The sequence below is a fragment of the Myxococcales bacterium genome, from assembly GCA_023898405.1.
Taxonomy (GTDB): Bacteria; Myxococcota; UBA727; order UBA727; family JABDBI01.
This window is the reverse complement of sequence record CP060221.1, coordinates 328,993-346,498: the sequence shown is the minus strand read 5'-3', so window position 1 is coordinate 346,498 and position 17,506 is coordinate 328,993. Positions and strand designations below refer to the sequence as shown.

The window sequence follows — 17,506 nt, the reverse complement described above, 5'->3', positions numbered from 1 at the left end:
ATCCATGAATATGGACGTTGTAAATCATAAAATCGTTAAGAATAAAATTGGTCTTTTGAATCTTGCTCAAGAACTAGGAGATGTATCCAATGAGCTTCGCAAAAAAGGAATATTTGTTTCCCCATCAGGCGTACGTTCTATTTGGCTAAGGCAGGTCTAGAATGCTTTTCCAAGCGACTGAAGGGCCCAGAAAAAAGAGCAGCCCAAACCAGCGCTGTTTTTACTGAAGCCCAAGTTCAAGCTCTGGAAAAAAAGAAGCTCGATGATTTGGCTAGCGGAGAGATTGAAACGGCCCATCCTGGCTATCTTGAAAGCCAAGATAGCTTTTACGTTGGAACGTTAAAGGGCGTAGGCCGGGTTTATCAGCAAACTTTTGTTGATACCTATTCTAAAGTTGCCTGCGCTAAGCTGAACACAAGCAAGCCCCCAATTACTTCTGCGGATTTGCTCAACGATAAAGTATTGCCACTTTTTGATGGACATAAGGTACCATTGCTGCGCATATTAACGGATCGGGGCAGAGAATATTGCGGTAAACATGATAGTCATGATTATCAGCTTTACCTTGGCATAAACGACATAGAGCACACTAAAACTCGGGTAAAATCACCGCAAACAAATGGGATTTGTGAGCGCTTTCACGGGACTATATTGCGAGAGTTTTACCAGGTAGAGGAAATGCAGGAGGACCTTGACCGATGGCTTGACAGGTATAACAATTACAGGACTCATCAAGGGAAAATGTGTTGTGGCAGGACCCCAATGCAGACTTTTTTGGATGGAAAAAATATAGTTTGGCAAAAAATAGATATTCTAAATTTCGCTGAATAATTTTGTTGCGATTGGGACTGTCTGTCTGATTAAGTATGAACCGTTACACTTAATCACTTTCCAGGCACAATCTGACAAACAGGTTTTATACAAGCACGACATGACATTTCCTTTCAAAAAGGTTTTCACGTCATATTTTCGTCACAGCGACATTTATTGAACAAGAATTGTCAAATTGATTTTTTTACAGCCTCTTAAAATCATATCCACAGAAAAGAAAGTATTGCCTCCCTCGCCTTGGAAAGATTACCTTCCTTTGAGTTAAGAAGCGTGGTCTCGTTTTGATAACAAGTGAATAATATTTTGATATTCGTTTTCTTGAGCATAATCCAACGGAGTTTTTTGATGCTCATCCACACTATTCACCTTAAGATAGGGGTAGTCTCTTAAAAGTTTTTTCAATGCCTCATGGTTGCCTATTTTGGAGTATTCAAACAAATAATATGTAAGAAAAAAATTGGCCATTCTATAGAATTCATCTTCGGGATTTTTATTACTTTGAAAGTGAGTTATTTGCTGGTCATTAAGATAATCCGCGTTAGATTCAGGATGTTCTTCACTTTGAGTTTGAGTTACTTGCTGGTTATTCAAATAATTTCTGTTAGATTCAGAATGTTCCTCAACTGGTGGAATAGCTCTATGCCAGATCTTCTCCATGTCACCCCAATCGGCAAAGTAAGGAAAATCATATGAAGAAAATACGCTAGAAGTAGTAAATACTGTTACTATCACAGCTACGCAATGTAATCCTCGATCTATCATAGACTTCCTCTCACTTGAAAATGATCCTTATCTCTCTTAGAAATAAAGATTATGGCGAACGAGGGGCTTATTCATTACCCCCTGGATCGGTCAAAGATAAGGCATAATTTCACTATTGACTAGGGATTGAAAACTACCCTTTACTTTTATGGTTGCAAAGCATCTTGGATTAGAGGCTGTAAAAAAGTCTTTTAGGAGAATAGGTTCCCAAAATAACGTCGAGACTTGAAAGTATGACATGAGATTTTTTCGAGAGGAAATACCATGTCACACTTGTATGAAACCTGTTTATCAGATGCGGCCTGGGAAGTAATAGAACCCATTTTTCCTGCAGATTTAAAAAATGGCAGACTTCGATTCTATAGCGTGCGAAGCATAGTTGATGCCATTTTGTATATTTTGAAAAATGGTTGCAAGTAGCGCTGTTTGCCCAATGATTTCCCACCACGAGGTATCGTTTATCATTACTTTCGCACCTGGTCTATTTCTAGTTTGTGGCAGGCGTTAAATGCTGCTCTTGTAGCAATGGTCAGGAACTGTGCAGGTCGAGAACCAACTCCATCCCTTTCTTCCGTTGACTCTCAATCCCAGACGGCAGAGGCTGGAGTCAGTTTGCCTCGCCGTGATTAATAACCCATAGGAATATTATTGAATCCGTTTCCGTAGTGCAATCATAAGGGCTTTATTGGCGATAGCCTCATTTCTAATGCTGGCAGTCAAGATATTTTTTGGCCTTGCCCTTGGTTTTTGCGATAGACACAAGACCCATAATCTAAATTATGTTAATATTTTTAATAGGGAAAACATTTTAATAATCGGTCACATTAATGATTACTTTTAGGAAAATATGGATCCAAGTTTTCAATGCCTGGTAAGTTTTTAGGGATTAATACAGCAAAATCTTGCTCTTTAAGAAACTCAAAAATAATTTTGGTGGAAAAATCATAGTTGCTATAAAAATCATCAATGAATTTATGTTTATTAGTGCCAAGAGTGTTTAAGTAAGTTTGCAACTCTTCATTTTCTTTGTTTTGTAGCATAATTTCTGCAAACTCATAATGAGGAATATGTCTTGCGCCAGTTCTTACAAAAACTCGGGGATGGCTTTTTAGTTTATTTTTGATGCTCTTAACCATGTTTTCATTTCTTTTTTTTATGGCGAGTTCATTTGTGTCACTAAGATTTAAGTCCCAACCAAATCCGGAGCCTTTATCCAGTGAGAGAGCGTCTAAGGCAAGAAATTCCTTGGTACTCTGAAATAACTTTACATATTTATTGTGAATTTTGCTTATAGATGTAGGTTTATATTTTATATCTAATTTTGATTTTTCATATGTGCGTGCGGCAAATATTAAAGAACTTAAGAACTCTGTAATATTATCAATTTTTAACTCTGGTTCAAGTCCTTCAAACAAGACTGCATCACCATCTTTAATTAATCGATTTATAACTCCTGCGCTCCAAATTTGATTAGCCGAATTAGTATGTTGTTCACCAAAGATAAAAACTTTAGCATTTTCTAGTTTTTCCACATTTTTAAATATATAAAAATATTTATTGATATCCTTGCCTTTGGGAGGAAAGTCTCTTACGTCTTTAAGAATCACATTGAATCTTTCAATGTAGTCTTTTTGTTCGTTGCTTAGTTGGTTGAATTTAGTGTTTTTATGATCTAAAACATTTTTATCTTCTAAATAAGTAGGCTCTTTACGGACTTCTTGCTGCCCGCAAGAAGAGAGCATAAGTAGTGTTATAATTGTGGTTATAATCATAGGGTTACCTGAATTATAAGAATATATGGATAAGTAATGTTATATTGTTTATTTGAAGTTGCAATATAATAGTAGTTTGTAGTCTCTTGCTTACATCTATCTTTTTACTTTGGGCTAAACTTTAAGGTCAAGAACATTTATTGAGCACGAGTAATACTATCTGAGTGATTCCAGTGAGTTTGCCAATTGGCTAAGTAAGAGTTGGCTAGCTGAGGGGAGTGCCTTAAAATTAAAACATTCTCTGCATTTTTGTTTTCGGCAGCCTGAGTGAAATTAAAAGAGCCAGTGATGACAGTGTGTTTATCAATGATCATCACTTTGTTATGATAAATAGCGTGTTTTTTATCAATGCGAATATTAAATCCTTGGTTGGTAAAAAAGCGGCTTGAAGAATATTTGGCAGAAAGCTGCGACTTATCCAAAATTATTTTTATGGTCACACCACGTTTTTTGGCCTGAAGTAAAGCCTGAGCGATGGCTTTGGAAGTAAAGCTATAAGCTCCCACAAAAATAGAGTTTTTTGCTTGGGATAGAGCACGTACAATTGTTGTTGTACCTCCACCATTAGGGCTAAATGCTACTTCAACATCTCGTGGCTGAGGCAAAGCTTGTGAGTTTTGAGCCGCACTCAAAGGGATGTATTTGTGGGCGTAATATATGATTTTGTCTTTTGCTAGGATGCTCAAACCCACGAGAGCTAAAATATTTATGGTGGTGGCTAAAAGTCGAAACATTAATATTCCTGGGTTTTTATAAAGTTTTTTATATTTTTTGGGCAGGGTAGTTGAGGCGTCTCATAAATCAATCGATGCTTCTTCAAAAAATTATTTTAAGACTGTTTTAAAAGTATTTAGCAACGAGAGCTTGTTTATCTCTTGCGTCTGCTTGCAAATTTTTGGACGTTGTAGAGAATGCCCAGCGGCAGAGATGTAAAGTTCGTGAGAAAATCAGATGCATGAAAAAATAGCGCTTTAGTTTTACAAGAGCTTCTTCATAAAAATACAGTAACTATCGTTAATATACCCGAGACGTTTGAAATCTTCTTTATAACCCAGGCTTTCATAGAATTTTTTAGCGTTTTGAAAATTCATTGTTTGTATTGTTGCAATACGACAATTATTTTGCCTACCCAGTTTATGTATATTTTCCATGATTTCTTTGGCATATCCTTGACCTCGATATTCCTTTTGAACCCATAGCTGATCAGTGTATATGCTCCCGTAAATCACAAATCCATTGGCGCCAGCAATAATTTTTTTGTTATTGTCTTTTATAAAAAAAGCAAATGGAAAAGCTTCCCCATGCTCAGAAGTTTCATGATTAATGTTTTGAGTTAAGAACGAAATATCAATGTCGCTTGGATTTTTTTGATGTTCAATAGTTTTCTTCATGTGGACAATATATTTGAATTTTATGTAGTCAAAAGGTGGGGTGGAACAATTTTAAATATTCGATATGTGAAGGATTATAGCGGTAGATTTAAAAAGATGTCTGCTTTGGGGGATTATCCAATCAGTGTGGCTTTTGTTAAATGCTAAGGGATAAACGACCAGCGCAAAGTATTTTTGAAAAACTTTCGGATTTCCTTAGAATTGCATCCAGTTTTTTTGCATGCTGCTTCTGCTGCATGATACAGGTTTAGGGCGCGTTGTTCACGATCAGTTCGAGAAGGGGTAGATGGTTGTAGTTTTAGTTGTCTGAAAAGCTCCGCTAAATATGCCTTTCCGCCAAATTTTTGACTCATTAGTATTAGCAAGCCAGACATCATATCGTTAATGCTTTGGTGCTGAGCCCATGGTAATAGCCAGACTTTCCAAGAATTATTGAAATTCCAGCGACTTGACCGCTATTTCTTGTCGTCCCCGCCTACGCGGGGATGACACAGGTAATCGCAGGCAAAAATGCTTTCTTAGGCTTAGTGAAAAATTATTTTCAAAACAGTTTCTTAGAAACCGATGATGTCACGATAGAAATATTTTTTAGTGATAAATTCTTCTTAGTTTGCTCAGTGCTTTGGGCTCACAAAGGGTTTAAAGTTTTGCAGAGGTTTGGAAAAATGAAAGCTCTAGGAAGGATTTTTTTACTGGTGACTTTATTGATGGGTGTTATACATGCTAATCAAGCTAATAACAGCAATGATAAAACTTTACTAAAATTATCAACAGAACAGTTAGCAGAGAAGTTCTTTCCTTTCCAGCTTTATGAGTTGTTGAAATATATTATTGCAGGACCCCAGGTGAGTGAACAAGACTATCAGATAGATTGGGCGCTTAAGCAGATAGATACATTAAACAAAAAGGAAAAACAAAGTTTAGGCGAAAAAGTTAGAAATGCATTTTTAATGCCACAACAAAATGAATGTTATTTGTTTGTTTGTGAAAGAAGGCAGCTTGAAGAACAGCGAGCAGAACAGAAAAAAGAGTGAAGTTAAAGTTAGTTTTGCCAGGAGCATTATTTGGCAAACATAAATGCATGAAAAAATAGCCTCAAATAGAAAAATAAATCCGCCCCGTTAGGGCGGACTTGCAAAAAATTAAATTGTATTCTCTTCGTATGTTTTTATTGTTTCCTCTGTTTTGCTAAGCCAAACGTATGTTGGTTTTCTATTAAAGAAGAAGAATTTAAAGAAGCCTTCATCATAAGCATCCTTTGAGTTTGGATGGGCCCAATTGATGATCAAAGCGTTATTAGCTATGAGTTCAGGATCTCGATTAATAAGATCGCTTACCGTTGGATAGTGAGTTTCAACGCTTTTCTCATTCGAAATTTTTATAAATTGATTTAGAGCAGGGTCTACAAGGATGAGCCGCCGAGCCGGACCGTTATGAGTAGGAGGCAAGCACATCAGCAATTGATTAATGCCTTGGGCAAAAATTGTGTTGCCAGAGCCAGATGAAATACGTCAAGAATTAAAAATAAATAAATTTTAAAAGCAGTACTTATTGCTGCCAAAAGACCAAATTCATGAATAATACACTAGCATTTACTATCAGGCATAATTGATAGGAGGGTTTATTATGCGAAGTTTTGTTGTGACAATGAGCTTGATGTTTGTGGCATTCTCGGGTTTTTCCGAGGATGCAGCTCTCATGTCGAGAGTGACGTCAGGTGGAATGACTCCGCCAGAAATGTCAGGTTGGTCTAGTGGAATAACTCTTTTTGAAAGCGGTCGAGTCATAACTTCTTATTGCCCAAATTATGCAACACCTTGTATGACGGAAGAGCTCGCTATCTTGAGTTCAAAAGTAATGGAAAGAATCCGCAAACTTGCTGGAGAAGTTTCTACAGGAGAATTGAAATTTAATGATAGCCCCCAATGTACCGATCTTCCCACCACGAGCTACAGAATAATGATTAATGGAAAGGACTTTATTTTTGCGGCTAATGCTCGATGTCAAATAGGCTTATTGGAGGATTATCCATATGCCGATAGCTTAAAAACTCTGCTCGATAATTTAGGAAGCCTAGAAAGTATAGGCTATTAATTGGGAGATGAATTATTTGTGGCCTTAAGTGTCTAGACAGCAAAAGGCCATTTTTTTTGAATGAGAATTTTCATTCGTATATTATTTGACATCAGCACGGTGAGCACGGCTAAAAGCTTCTAACAGACGATTAAGTTCCTCAATAAACTCCATAGTGGAAAAATAAGATAAGAAAGATTGCTCAAACATTTCGATAAAATCTTGCTTTAATGCAAAATTTTGAAAACCATAGCTGTTTTGAGTGAAGCTTTTAAGGGAAGAGAGCTTATACCATTTATCAGAAATACGAATATTGCTAGCCTCGTCGCTCATTTTAAATTTGATGTAGCCGCCTTCAAGTTCGTGCGCTAAATAGGCACCCTGATAGTCGGCTGAGTCGCTAAAATATACGTCTGGGCGCGCGTTGCCAATGTGACCATAGAGGGAATGGGCAAGGATTATAGCCAATGATAATTTTGTGAGATTCATAGCAAGTACCTAAAAATGGTTTTAACCTTCCTAACAATTGATAAAAGATCTAGCAAGATGGAAGCACTGGAGCTTTTCTGATTGTTTATCCTAGCGGACACTAAAACTATTCGCTGGGGATCTCTATGACCACTGCACTTAATCTATTAAGCCCTGAGGCTAAAGAATTTGCTTTAAAACCATGTTTGCATTTTATTGATGGAAAGATGAGGACGTCAGTTTCAAAAAAAACTAATGATATTCTAGACCCCAGTGATGGGAAAAAAATTACTGTTGCCGCGCAAGCTGGCCAAGAAGAAATAGATGATGCGATAGCAAGTGCACGCAAGGCTTTTAAAAATAGTGAATGGTCATACATGTCGCCAAGTCAGCGAGGAAAAATTCTTTGGCGTATAGGTGATCTTATTGATGAACACGGAGATATTCTAGGTCAGCTTGAATCTCTTGATAATGGCAAACCTTATAAACTTGCTCGTTTCGGTGATATCACTCGTGCCTCTGAAACTTTTCGCTACTATGCAGGGTGGGCAAGCAAACTTGATGGCAGATACATAAATATTGCTCATGCTGGCATGAATACCTTTAACGCTTCGGTGCGGCATGAAGCTATTGGAGTGGTAGGACAGATTATTCCGTGGAATGTTCCTTTGGTGATGGCGGCTTGGAAACTAGCACCGGCTTTGGCAGTAGGGTGCACTTCAGTTTTAAAACCCGCCGAGCAAACTCCGCTTACGGCTACATATTTGGCACAAATTCTGCAAAAAGCAGGTTTGCCCGAAGGTGTAGTCAATATTGTTCATGGTGATGGCTATAGTGGATCTTTGTTGAGCGAGCACAGTGGCATAGATAAAATTGCCTTTACCGGCTCTGCCGAAGTTGGAAAATTGGTGGTGAAAGCGGCAAGCACTAATTTGAAAAAAGTTTCATTGGAGCTGGGTGGTAAATCTCCTCATATTATTTTTGCTGATGCTGATCTTGAAACAGCTATTCCTGCAGCAGCCAGAGCTATTTTTTCAAACTGCGGACAAGCGTGCAGCGCAGGATCACGATTATTTATTGAAAGATCTGTTTTTGATCAGGTTGTTGAAGGTGTAGTTAGTATTGCCAAAAAACTTCACATAGGTCCAGGAATGGCGCTCGGCAGTGAACTTGGACCACTTATTTCGGCTGCACAATTAAAAACCGTTCGTGGATATATAGATCAAGGAGTAAAGGAGGGGGCTTATGCACTGTGTGGATTAGAAGCCTATGAAAGTGAGGGATATTTTGTGCGTCCGGTTGTGTTTGTTAATACAAAAAAAGAAATGACTATTAGGCGCGAAGAAATTTTTGGCCCGGTGTTGTGTGCTCAAGCTTTTGATGACGAAGAAGAAATGTTGAGCGAGGCAAACAATACTCATTATGGTCTTGCGGCCGGCGTATGGACCAATGACTTGAGCAAAGCGCATAGAATCTCGACCGCCCTACGCGCGGGGAGTGTGTATGTGAATTGTTATCAAGTAAGCGATGTCAACATGCCTTTTGGCGGCTATAAACAGTCTGGATGGGGGCGAGAGCTTGGGCCCGATGCACTCTCTTTGTATACAGAGACTAAAAGTGTATGCATGGCGCTTTCCAAATGAAACGAAAAATTAATTAATGACATTGTGCGGGAAATAATATAAGGGCAAAAAAAATTCTAAAAGGCAAAAATAATTGTTTAGAGTGGTTGGACTTATTTAATCTACCGAGGTGAACATGTTTTATCCAAAGAGTAATCTATTATTTATTTTATTTCTTTTGGTAAATTCATATTTTTGTAAAATAATTGCAGGAGACTGCGCTGGTAGTGAACCAGAAGTTGCGGAATTTTTATTTCAACAGCAGGAAAATTTTTTTAATTGGATGCATGAAATGAAATATGAACATTTTGCTCCCGATTCCCTCTTAAAAAAAGTAAAGAGAATTTTTTCTTGCGAGAACAGAGAAAAAAAACATTTTTTAATTGCGCTTTTGGTCTTGAGAGATACTCATTTTTTGATGATTTACCACTATCTATCTGAGACTACAAAAAATCAAAATTTTTTAAAATATCATCAGTGCCTGAGGGAAGTGATCAAGGAGTCAACAGATTCTGGCATATTTTCAAGTTCAGGGGGGAATCTTGATTTCGCTAAACAACTAATAAGCCTAAAGGAACAGCAAAATTTTGAACAAATATTTTGGCAGGAAATAAAAAATATTAACTTAGAGAATATCTCCAAAAACTACTACCGCCTTATGTATAAGTGCTTGTTTAAACAGAAGTCAAAAAAAACAAAGGTAATCAATACTAAGTCAGGTATGAGGGAATCTTTCAACGATAAAATAAATGAATGCAGTGAGAAAGATTTGACAAAAGATGCTTATTGCAAATTTCTCATTAATACTGTTTTTATGCTGTAGGTGTAGTTTTTAAAAATGCTTATTAAAGAGTTTTAAAGCTTGTGCATATATCTGTAGAAGGAGAAAAACTTCGTGAAATTATTTTTAGATACAAAAAAAATAATAGGAACAATAATATTTTTTTCTTTTTCGCTTAAAGCATTAGATATAGGAGATCGCGTCCGCTTTTTTAATTACGTTACAGGCTTTAATGTGACGGGAAAAGTGTGCGAGATATATCGAACACAAAACAAGGAGAAAGTTTTTTTTGTGCAAGACGAAGTATCTCAGAAAAAATTCCAACTTCCTAAAGGACAATTTTTAATTTTGGAATCAGCATTAGAAAAATCAATTACGCGGAATGAAGATAATTTAGCAATGAAAATTGATGAAGAAGAATTTTTTCAAAGTTTAATTCCGCAAAATTATTCATATGATTCTTTCTCAACTAATAATTTATTGAAGCAGGCGTGTGAAAAATTAAGAAATGAGAGAGAAAAATTTAGCGATATTCAGAACCTAATTTTTTTGGCCGAGGGTGGGGAGGAAAATTGGTCGGATAAATCGTGGCATCTTTCCATGTCGGAAGCCATGCTAAAAGTTTTTCCTGAAAAACGCATTCTACGAACAGATTTGGATATAAAAACTTTTAACTCCAAAGATTTTAAGCTTGCTCAGCTTCCTATAAATAATACTCGAAGATTTGCACCAGAAATACAATCAAGTTGGGGCAAGGCGGATGCAGTTATCATGCTGCGAGGCCTGTGCTTGTGCGGGATAATCAACGATAATATTAGTTTTTCCTGTGGTGGTATTCATGTTGTCGATAAGAAAGAAATGGCGAGATTTTTGATGCAAGTCATAAGCGTGATTGATTGGAATAATCCTCAGGCCTTTGCTTATCTCGATGGTCGACATTTTTCATCTAGAATTCAAAATGTTCTTGCCGATTGGGGAGAAACCCGTAATCGATTTAAAACTAGAATCAAACGGCAGAATCAGAGTTTTTTTCATTGGGAAAAAGTAGCTAGAAAAGTTTGCAAAAGTTTTAATCGGTCAAAAGGGAGTGAGGGTGTTGCAAATCCCAAAGTTGATTTTGAAATACGATTTTCTCCTGAAGGCGATTTTCAGGGACTGTATTTTTTTAGATATGCTCTAATACAAAATCAAGATAAGCAGGAAATCCACTTTGGATATTAAAAAATAATAGTTCAAAAACTTCATAGGGATGATTTTTTTTGAAAAATTCTTCTAAATCATTTTGCTTTTTTGAGCTGAGCTTAATAATGGCAATGACTTCTTCGTCTATGCATAATTGTTTTTTATATCGGTAAATGCTGGTGGCATCGTTCACAATGTTTATGCATGCCGCTAATTCATGCTCAATAATTTGGGTGAAAAATTTCTTCCAATCTTGTTTTTTAGGAAAGGTGGCTAAAGCCACCACTATTTTGTTATGTTCTTGAATCATAAACAATCTCATGAAATTTTGATGACAATCTGTTGACAGCTCGATGGTATTTATCAACCCCTTAAAAAAAATAGGGCATTGGATCGATGATGATAGTGCATTGAATTTTGAGATTAGATCTCTAGAGTTCTCGCGCAAGCTAAAATCAAAGGAAACAGTTTATGAAGGTTTCAAGAAACATCCTTTCTATTTTCTGTTTAATATTTTTCTCTTTCAACGCCACCTCAGAAAGCCTGATAGGGACTTACAAAGGAGTCCTTTCGGGAACAGTCTTTTGGACCAAGGATGAATGCACCGTAGAAATTTCAGAAAGCCATGACGAATATTTGAAAGTTGCTATCCAAATTGATAACAACGAAAAGTTTTCTACCGTCATCAAAAGAGCAGATTTAGAAAGTGCACATGAAAACAACAAAGTTATTGAAAAAATAACTGGTAGTAAATCAAGTGAAGGTAACCCGTGGCAAAAAACTTGGATTGAATTTAAAGGTGATAAATTAAACCAAGTATATTTCAAAGAGATCTACTTGTTTCTTTTCCGCAGCAACAGTTGGTGTGGAAAGCTTGAAAGAGTTAAAGACTTGTAGAGCCTGTAAGAAATTTTGTGTAAACGAAGCTTAAAGATTTCAACAATTCTCTTCAAAATTGATGAGGAATTGATTCATTGCCAAACTCCAATTTGGCACCGGCATGGTCCATTTTTTCGAAATATTTTGGATCGCCAGAAATAGCAGTCTTAGCTCCGCATCATCGATACTACTTGCGCGGTAGATTGGAGCCTAATGTTGTGTAATAGTAATCTCACTATCTTCAATCTTAGCTCTACCACCGATGGGGATAGTAAAAATTGGAGTCGTGTGGCCGAAATCTAAATTTGCTAAGACTGGGATGTTTTTTGGCAGTGACAGGCGCTTTAGCTCGACTTTGGCCGAAATTAGAATAAATCGGCAGCCTCAAGAGCAGAAGTAAATCAATAACATTTTCTACAAGGCGCCGACAAATGCACATACCACAAATTATTCATGCATTCACTAAAAACTTTGAGGGATGTTCAACCGTCCCAGCACTACTGCGGATTAGAGAATTTTTTGTTGCAAGAGTCGTCACTGTTGGTAAAAGTACCATTACAAATTTGGCTAGGGTCTATGGGCTTGAGCCGTACAATTGCCCATGGCATCATTTGTTTTCACGATATCGATTTTCGCTTTGGGCTTTGTCATTTGCTCTTCTGACTTTAATCAGAAAAACCCTTCTACAATGCACCAAAACGCTCGTGCTTGCGATCGATGCACAAGAGAAAGAAGGTGTTTGGCAAAGCAAATAATCAGAGGCATAAAACTCCAGCACATATTGCAAAGCTTTTGGTAGCAAAGATCGCTAGAAGGTTCTCCGACTTAAGCTTCATTATTGTGGGTGACCAAGGAGTTAGGGCAAATGGGTCGTCCACGGATCAAGGGAAAAAGGATAAAAAGACCAATAACAGTAGTATCTGAAAGCGAACCAAAAGAGGCCATTGTCTCGTGGTATGGGGGCAAGTCACGGAATGTTGGACTCATAAGTGGTACTGGGCTTTGGTATCGCGCAGCAAAAGGTGTTGTCAAAGTTCGTTGGGTATATGTCCAGGACAGAAGTGGTACCCACCGTGAAGAATATCTCTATTCTACCGATGTCAATCTTACTCCAGAACAAATAGTATCTCTCTATACAAGCCGGTGGGCGATAGAGGTGACCTTCCAGGAGTGCAAAGAGCACCTTAGGCTTGAAAAAACCCGAGTTTGGTGCAAAAATTCTGTGCTCACTTTAGTACCTATAATATTTGGTTTCTATAGTGTGATAGTCGTTTTTTATCACCAACATCGAGGTAGTTTATCAAAGTTTAATACCACTACTTGGTGGCCTCAAAAAACGCTGTATCACATTCTTAGATATGCTCTTAAACATTCGTATTTATCTGTGGAGGCAGCACCTATTTTTAAACAGGCCAGTATTCATGCGCCTGTGGATATTCAAATCAAAACATGAAGAGGCCATCTTGTACGCTCTATCTCAAGTGACCTAAACAAATAGTTGCCTCCATATGAAATATTAAATTTCGGCCAAAGTCGAGCTAACAAGAAATAAATTGCTAAGCGACGTTTAACGTAAACATAATTTAAAAATCCTATTCAAAACAGCTTGATGGTCCGCGCCCAAACCCTTCCAGTAACTCTCCCTTAGTGGTTCCTAGATAATTGTTAAGGTTAAGAATATCAGTGTCATTGTAACATCGTTTGCAGGTACTGAGCGCGTTGCACACCGTCTGGTAAGTTTTATTTGGGTTTGCTCCAGGATTATTTTCCATAAGATTTTTAAAGCGAACTTTGAAAGCTGTAGCGAAGGCATTTTTAGTAACGGAAGTTACTTCCGAAGCGTCGTATACTGCTTGTGCAAAAGCAGTATAGTCACCATTATTGGTAAACATTTTGAAACAGGCATCGAAGGCTGATTGACACATTCCACCAACCTCCCAAGTTTGGCGAGGGTAAGTTTGTTTATCAACAGCTGGAATGGGTGATTGTATTGTAGAAAAATAGGTGGATTTCAACGCTTCTGTGGTAAAGAAGTTGATTATGCCTTCGTTAAAGGCGTCGCCCACTGTTCTTTTAACCATTGTTTCACCATTAGGTGCTGAAATTTTATGCATTACTTCATGCCAAGCAAGATGGTTGGGGGCAGTGCCGACCCAATAGATCTTCTGATTAATTGTGCTGGTCCAACCGCGTAAACCAGCTTGCCAGAGATTATTTTCTCCTTTTGAATCAGGATGTTGTTGTTGCAGACATTCACCGCTGCTATCTCCGATATAGCCAACGCAGACAGCTTTTGCCCAGCCAATTTTATCATCCGGCGCAATCATTTCGATAAAATTATTTTTTTTCAGCACATTCATCATACGACCCATTGCATCGATAAGCATTGGGATAGCGGCTGACTCTGAAATTTTAGAGATGTGATTCGCTTCATTCTTTAGCTGATTGCGAACTGCTATTTCTTGCTCAGCGGCACTGGATTTAAGTGCTATTTCGCCTTTGGAAAATACGCTTGTTAGAAAAACCATAGTAATTGTAAGAAAAATCATTATTTTGTTAGTCATAATAACGCCAATTTTAAAATTTATAATATTATTTTTATGTATTAAATTTCTGATTAAATTGCAGCTTCTAATTTATTTAATATTTCATTGTGTTTGCAGCAACTTATTGATTGCTAAATAGTTATACTGACTCGAAGAAATCATTTTTTGGTGCGTTTAACCAGAATATCGTTTAAGGGACCCTGATCGAAAAAAGCCATTCATTCCATAGGTTAGTTTTCCCAGCAAAGGAAAGTAGCCAGGTAAGAACATTTAAAGCTTTCTATTTTTTGCTGCTGTGCTCACGATTTAAAGACTTTTTTCCACGACTCCCCAGCTACCAGCGTTTAACGTTGCTACTTTCAAAAATAGCACTACCTATTGAAATCTTTTTAACGGTAAATCGAGGTAAAAATACTGGCTTTGAACGCGTGTTAACATCGTTTGAGAAAAAATGTTTGAGAGCCAGAGGATTAATTGAAACGGTAAACGATCAGCTAAAAAACATCTTCCAAATCGAGCATACGAGACACCGTTCAATCAGAGCATTCTTTGTCAGCGTGCTTGCAGGTCTTGCCGCATATACTTTCAGACCGGCAAAACCAAAAATGGCTTAAGCGATATTCAGCTTAATTTATTTATTAACTAAGAGGAAGATATAGGGTAAACGAAGTGTGTTTTCCTTGTTGTGAAGAGCAGGATATATGTCCATTAAAGGCATGTAACGTTGTACGACAAAATGCCAAGCCAATACCTGTGCCATGTTCTTTATTTGAATAGAAGCGATCAAAGATGTGAGGGATAATATTAGGAGCTATTCCTGTAGCTGTATCCATAAATATCACTTTGTTATATTCGCCGGATTTTTTTTCAGAATCCCTTGAGGCAGGAATTATAGAGATCGTAATATCTCCTTTCTTAGCTTGAGCTATAGCATAAAGTGCATTTTTTAAAAGATTGAAGAAAACATGTTTCATGAGTTCACTATGACCAATAAAATCAAAGTCGTTGTGTTGTTGATTAATATCCCAATTTACCAATAGTCTTTCTTTTTTTGAAAAAGGATACGTGCTCAATGCAGATTGTATGCAGGCAATCATGCTGCATTGTTGCAATTTTTCAAATTTAGTTTCTTCACGTAGATTGGCCAGTAATAAAGTTACCATCGCGTTAGCATTTCTGCTCACGGTGTCCAACACGCAAGGTAATTCTTCAAGATTTTTTTGCAAAAAAGGAGCAATTGTTTTTACCGGTAGTTTTGCTTCTTTGGCCAGTGTATATGCATGACAAAAAGTAGGTAAAAGTTGCCCTAAAGCTTGTGCAGCCATAGTCATTGAAGAGAGAGGAGTGCGTAGCTCATGAGCAATTGATTCAGCGACGAATTTCATATTGTTAATTTTTAGTTGCTGGATTTTTTCACGCTTACGTGAAAATAAGACGACATAGCAAATAGGACCTAAGTAACAAAATAAAACCCACAAGAGTTGTTCAGGGACTATTACTTTGCCGTTTAAGCGGACATAAAAACAAATGAAACCCGCAGAAATACCGATAAACAATAAAAGTAATAGTGAACCTAGATCAACGAATAATACCATGATGATTAAGCAAATAAGGCCATTAAGATGCCAAATATTAGATAATGGGTTCATCAGGATCATGAAAGTAAAAAAGAAGGGTAAAACATAAATAAAAACGAGATACCAATAGATGAATAAATATTTTTTTAATTTAAGTGGCCAAAATTGAGTGAACATGAGAGGAGTTACTAAAATACCACCAACTATTCGTAGCCCTATGTTTTCGTATACGTCGCTATTAACAACAGGGTTAATAAAATAAAAACCCAGCACGCCCACAAGTACAGAAATGCCAAAGGTGGCAAAGTAGGGTTCTGATTCCTTAAAAGACCACTGCAAACCTTCATAAAGTTTTTTTGTCCATAAACGAATAAAAAACACTACGCTATAACCTTTTTTCGCACAATAGTAAGTAACCGCCATAGTTGTATTCATGCGGTTCAGCAAATAAATCAATGTATGGGTTCACTTTGGTAAAGCGCTCATGGATTATTTTTAAACCAAGTTCATTAATCCATTTCTGTGCCTCTAAAACAGTAGCCCATTCGATATTATGTTCTGGGGTGATGGGCCCAATAGGAATTTCCAAGAGAAATCGAGCATTGTTTGCGGTGAATTTGATGTAATCAAGCATGCATTGAGTAGGATTAGTTACGTGCTCAATTGAGTGTAAGGAGATGTAAAGGTCGTAGTCCGACACGCATTGTTGCACTTCTTCAATATTTTTACAAATGAGCTTAATGTTGCTACGCCAGTTGGGATTCCAAATATGGAGCAATACTTCCGCAAATGTTATTGCTGAATGTTGATAATCACACATTGTTAGCTGAAAGTTTTTGTCTTTTAGCAATTCGAATACATATCGTGATGGAACTCCAAAGCCCAAATCAATTGCACTACGAGGTTGGGCTAAATTGATTAGTTGGCAAACAGCCTCTTGTCTTGATATATGCCAACTTCCCGCGATTAAATTATGCAAATGAAGCACTGCTCGTATGGTGGTTTCTTTATATATGGAATTATCATGATTGAAAACATCTATATTGTAATCTAAAAACGCTCTTTCTATTGCCGATCGAGTCAGTGATAATGCAGCTATTATACTGTTTATTTCATCCTTAAACCTGGCATCCATAAAAACAGAATTCATGAGAGTGATTAATTTTTTTTCTTTTTCTTGTAAAGATAGTTTATTATATAGCATTTATTTTAACATTTATTCATCAAAGACGGTACGTGCTGTAATCTATCTAGCAAATTTATTTTGTTAAGTGGGGAAAATAACTTTTATTAAAAAAGTATGTCTGTAATTGCTGTTAATATCATACGGGTAACAGATTTTGTTACTTTTTAAGTAATTTTTATTGTTTTTATATTTATTTATTTTGTTGATCTTAAATTTGCTTAACCAGTTGAAAGCTATTAGGTAACCCCATTAATTACCCGGTTCCCGGTGAAACTGTACCTTATTTCTGGCCAAGAGCTGCTCTGGGCCCAAAAAACCAAGCCGGCCGTTTGAGCTTTGCATCAGGCCACCAGGTTCTTTGTTACAATTCCTCAAAATCTTGCCCGAGTAGCAATTTTTGGGGGAGCTAGTGCAGTAATTAGGACTTTAAAGTGAA

The 17,506-nt window shown here is 37.1% G+C and carries 22 protein-coding genes and 1 pseudogene; 12 read left to right on the top strand and 11 right to left on the bottom strand.

Annotation, left to right across the window (positions count from 1 at the left end):
* The first annotated feature begins 10 nt into the window (after nt 1-10).
* Nucleotides 11-831 (top strand): annotated as a pseudogene (locus H6731_01675) (transposase).
* 261 nt (nt 832-1,092) lie between these two features.
* Here H6731_01675 and H6731_01670 read toward each other — a convergent pair.
* Nucleotides 1,093-1,593, bottom strand: coding sequence for a hypothetical protein (locus tag H6731_01670; protein ID USN51145.1), 501 nt, complete (start codon nt 1,591-1,593; stop codon nt 1,093-1,095).
* 264 nt (nt 1,594-1,857) lie between these two features.
* On the opposite strand from H6731_01670, the gene H6731_01665 reads away from it, so the two are divergent.
* Nucleotides 1,858-2,013, top strand: a complete 156-nt coding sequence (locus H6731_01665) for a transposase (protein ID USN51144.1) — start codon at nt 1,858-1,860, stop codon at nt 2,011-2,013.
* Between the two features lie 6 nt (nt 2,014-2,019).
* Nucleotides 2,020-2,223, top strand: coding sequence for a hypothetical protein (locus tag H6731_01660; protein USN51143.1), 204 nt, complete (start codon nt 2,020-2,022; stop codon nt 2,221-2,223).
* Nucleotides 2,224-2,417: 194 nt separating this feature from the next.
* Here the strand turns inward: H6731_01660 and H6731_01655 are convergent, their stop codons facing one another.
* The 3 genes from H6731_01655 to H6731_01645 all read right to left on the bottom strand — a co-directional run bounded on the left by H6731_01655 (nt 2,418) and on the right by H6731_01645 (nt 4,756).
* On the bottom strand, nt 2,418-3,365 hold the full coding sequence (locus tag H6731_01655; protein USN51142.1) for a hypothetical protein: 948 nt from the start codon (nt 3,363-3,365) through the stop codon (nt 2,418-2,420).
* A gap of 137 nt (nt 3,366-3,502) precedes the next feature.
* Nucleotides 3,503-4,099, bottom strand: coding sequence for a phospholipase D family protein (locus H6731_01650; GenBank protein ID USN51141.1), 597 nt, complete (start codon nt 4,097-4,099; stop codon nt 3,503-3,505).
* 243 nt (nt 4,100-4,342) lie between these two features.
* Nucleotides 4,343-4,756: a GNAT family N-acetyltransferase gene (locus tag H6731_01645; GenBank protein USN51140.1), complete on the bottom strand. Its 414-nt coding sequence runs from the start codon at nt 4,754-4,756 to the stop codon at nt 4,343-4,345.
* Between the two features lie 527 nt (nt 4,757-5,283).
* Here H6731_01645 and H6731_01640 point away from each other — a divergent pair.
* Nucleotides 5,284-5,790 (top strand): hypothetical protein, encoded by a 507-nt coding sequence (locus tag H6731_01640; GenBank protein USN51139.1) that lies wholly within the window; start codon nt 5,284-5,286, stop codon nt 5,788-5,790.
* Between the two features lie 108 nt (nt 5,791-5,898).
* Here H6731_01640 and H6731_01635 read toward each other — a convergent pair whose 3' ends face one another.
* The gene (locus H6731_01635; protein USN51138.1) at nt 5,899-6,216 is read right to left on the bottom strand and encodes a hypothetical protein; all 318 of its coding nucleotides are present in this window, start codon (nt 6,214-6,216) and stop codon (nt 5,899-5,901) included.
* Between the two features lie 166 nt (nt 6,217-6,382).
* Here H6731_01635 and H6731_01630 point away from each other — a divergent pair, with 166 nt between their 5' ends.
* Nucleotides 6,383-6,850, top strand: a complete 468-nt coding sequence (locus H6731_01630) for a hypothetical protein (protein USN51137.1) — start codon at nt 6,383-6,385, stop codon at nt 6,848-6,850.
* A gap of 81 nt (nt 6,851-6,931) precedes the next feature.
* Here the strand turns inward: H6731_01630 and H6731_01625 are convergent, their stop codons facing one another.
* Nucleotides 6,932-7,318, bottom strand: coding sequence for a hypothetical protein (locus H6731_01625; GenBank protein ID USN51136.1), 387 nt, complete (start codon nt 7,316-7,318; stop codon nt 6,932-6,934).
* A 125-nt stretch (nt 7,319-7,443) separates the two neighbouring features.
* Here H6731_01625 and H6731_01620 point away from each other — a divergent pair, with 125 nt between their 5' ends.
* The 3 genes from H6731_01620 to H6731_01610 all read left to right on the top strand — a co-directional run bounded on the left by H6731_01620 (nt 7,444) and on the right by H6731_01610 (nt 10,921).
* Complete coding sequence (locus tag H6731_01620; protein USN51135.1) at nt 7,444-8,940, top strand: aldehyde dehydrogenase family protein; 1,497 nt, start codon at nt 7,444-7,446, stop codon at nt 8,938-8,940.
* A gap of 115 nt (nt 8,941-9,055) precedes the next feature.
* A complete protein-coding gene (locus tag H6731_01615; protein USN51134.1) occupies nt 9,056-9,742 on the top strand; it encodes a hypothetical protein in 687 nt (228 codons plus the stop codon).
* Nucleotides 9,743-9,814: 72 nt separating this feature from the next.
* Nucleotides 9,815-10,921 (top strand): hypothetical protein, encoded by a 1,107-nt coding sequence (locus H6731_01610; protein ID USN51133.1) that lies wholly within the window; start codon nt 9,815-9,817, stop codon nt 10,919-10,921.
* Here the strand turns inward: H6731_01610 and H6731_01605 are convergent.
* Nucleotides 10,866-11,192, bottom strand: a complete 327-nt coding sequence (locus tag H6731_01605; GenBank protein USN51132.1) for a divalent-cation tolerance protein CutA — start codon at nt 11,190-11,192, stop codon at nt 10,866-10,868. The genes H6731_01610 and H6731_01605 overlap by 56 nt on opposite strands.
* Before the next feature lie 161 nt (nt 11,193-11,353).
* On the opposite strand from H6731_01605, the gene H6731_01600 reads away from it, so the two are divergent.
* The gene (locus tag H6731_01600) at nt 11,354-11,779 is read left to right on the top strand and encodes a hypothetical protein (GenBank protein USN51131.1); all 426 of its coding nucleotides are present in this window, start codon (nt 11,354-11,356) and stop codon (nt 11,777-11,779) included.
* Nucleotides 11,780-11,971: 192 nt separating this feature from the next.
* Here H6731_01600 and H6731_01595 read toward each other — a convergent pair whose 3' ends face one another.
* Nucleotides 11,972-12,133, bottom strand: a complete 162-nt coding sequence (locus tag H6731_01595) for a hypothetical protein (protein USN51912.1) — start codon at nt 12,131-12,133, stop codon at nt 11,972-11,974.
* Between the two features lie 59 nt (nt 12,134-12,192).
* Here H6731_01595 and H6731_01590 point away from each other — a divergent pair, with 59 nt between their 5' ends.
* Nucleotides 12,193-12,516 (top strand): hypothetical protein, encoded by a 324-nt coding sequence (locus H6731_01590; protein ID USN51130.1) that lies wholly within the window; start codon nt 12,193-12,195, stop codon nt 12,514-12,516.
* Nucleotides 12,517-12,626: 110 nt separating this feature from the next.
* A complete protein-coding gene (locus tag H6731_01585; GenBank protein ID USN51129.1) occupies nt 12,627-13,214 on the top strand; it encodes a transposase in 588 nt (195 codons plus the stop codon).
* Between the two features lie 139 nt (nt 13,215-13,353).
* Here the strand turns inward: H6731_01585 and H6731_01580 are convergent, their stop codons facing one another.
* Nucleotides 13,354-14,325 carry a hypothetical protein gene (locus H6731_01580; protein ID USN51128.1) on the bottom strand — a complete coding sequence of 324 codons (972 nt, stop codon included), beginning with the start codon at nt 14,323-14,325 and terminating at the stop codon, nt 13,354-13,356.
* Between the two features lie 332 nt (nt 14,326-14,657).
* Between H6731_01580 and H6731_01575 the strand changes: the two genes are divergently transcribed.
* Complete coding sequence (locus H6731_01575; protein ID USN51127.1) at nt 14,658-14,921, top strand: transposase; 264 nt, start codon at nt 14,658-14,660, stop codon at nt 14,919-14,921.
* Nucleotides 14,922-14,945: 24 nt separating this feature from the next.
* Here the strand turns inward: H6731_01575 and H6731_01570 are convergent, their stop codons facing one another.
* Complete coding sequence (locus H6731_01570) at nt 14,946-16,307, bottom strand: HAMP domain-containing histidine kinase (GenBank protein USN51126.1); 1,362 nt, start codon at nt 16,305-16,307, stop codon at nt 14,946-14,948.
* A complete protein-coding gene (locus H6731_01565; protein ID USN51125.1) occupies nt 16,270-17,088 on the bottom strand; it encodes a hypothetical protein in 819 nt (272 codons plus the stop codon). Before H6731_01565 ends, H6731_01570 begins: the two co-directional genes overlap by 38 nt.
* Nucleotides 17,089-17,506: the final 418 nt, after the last annotated feature.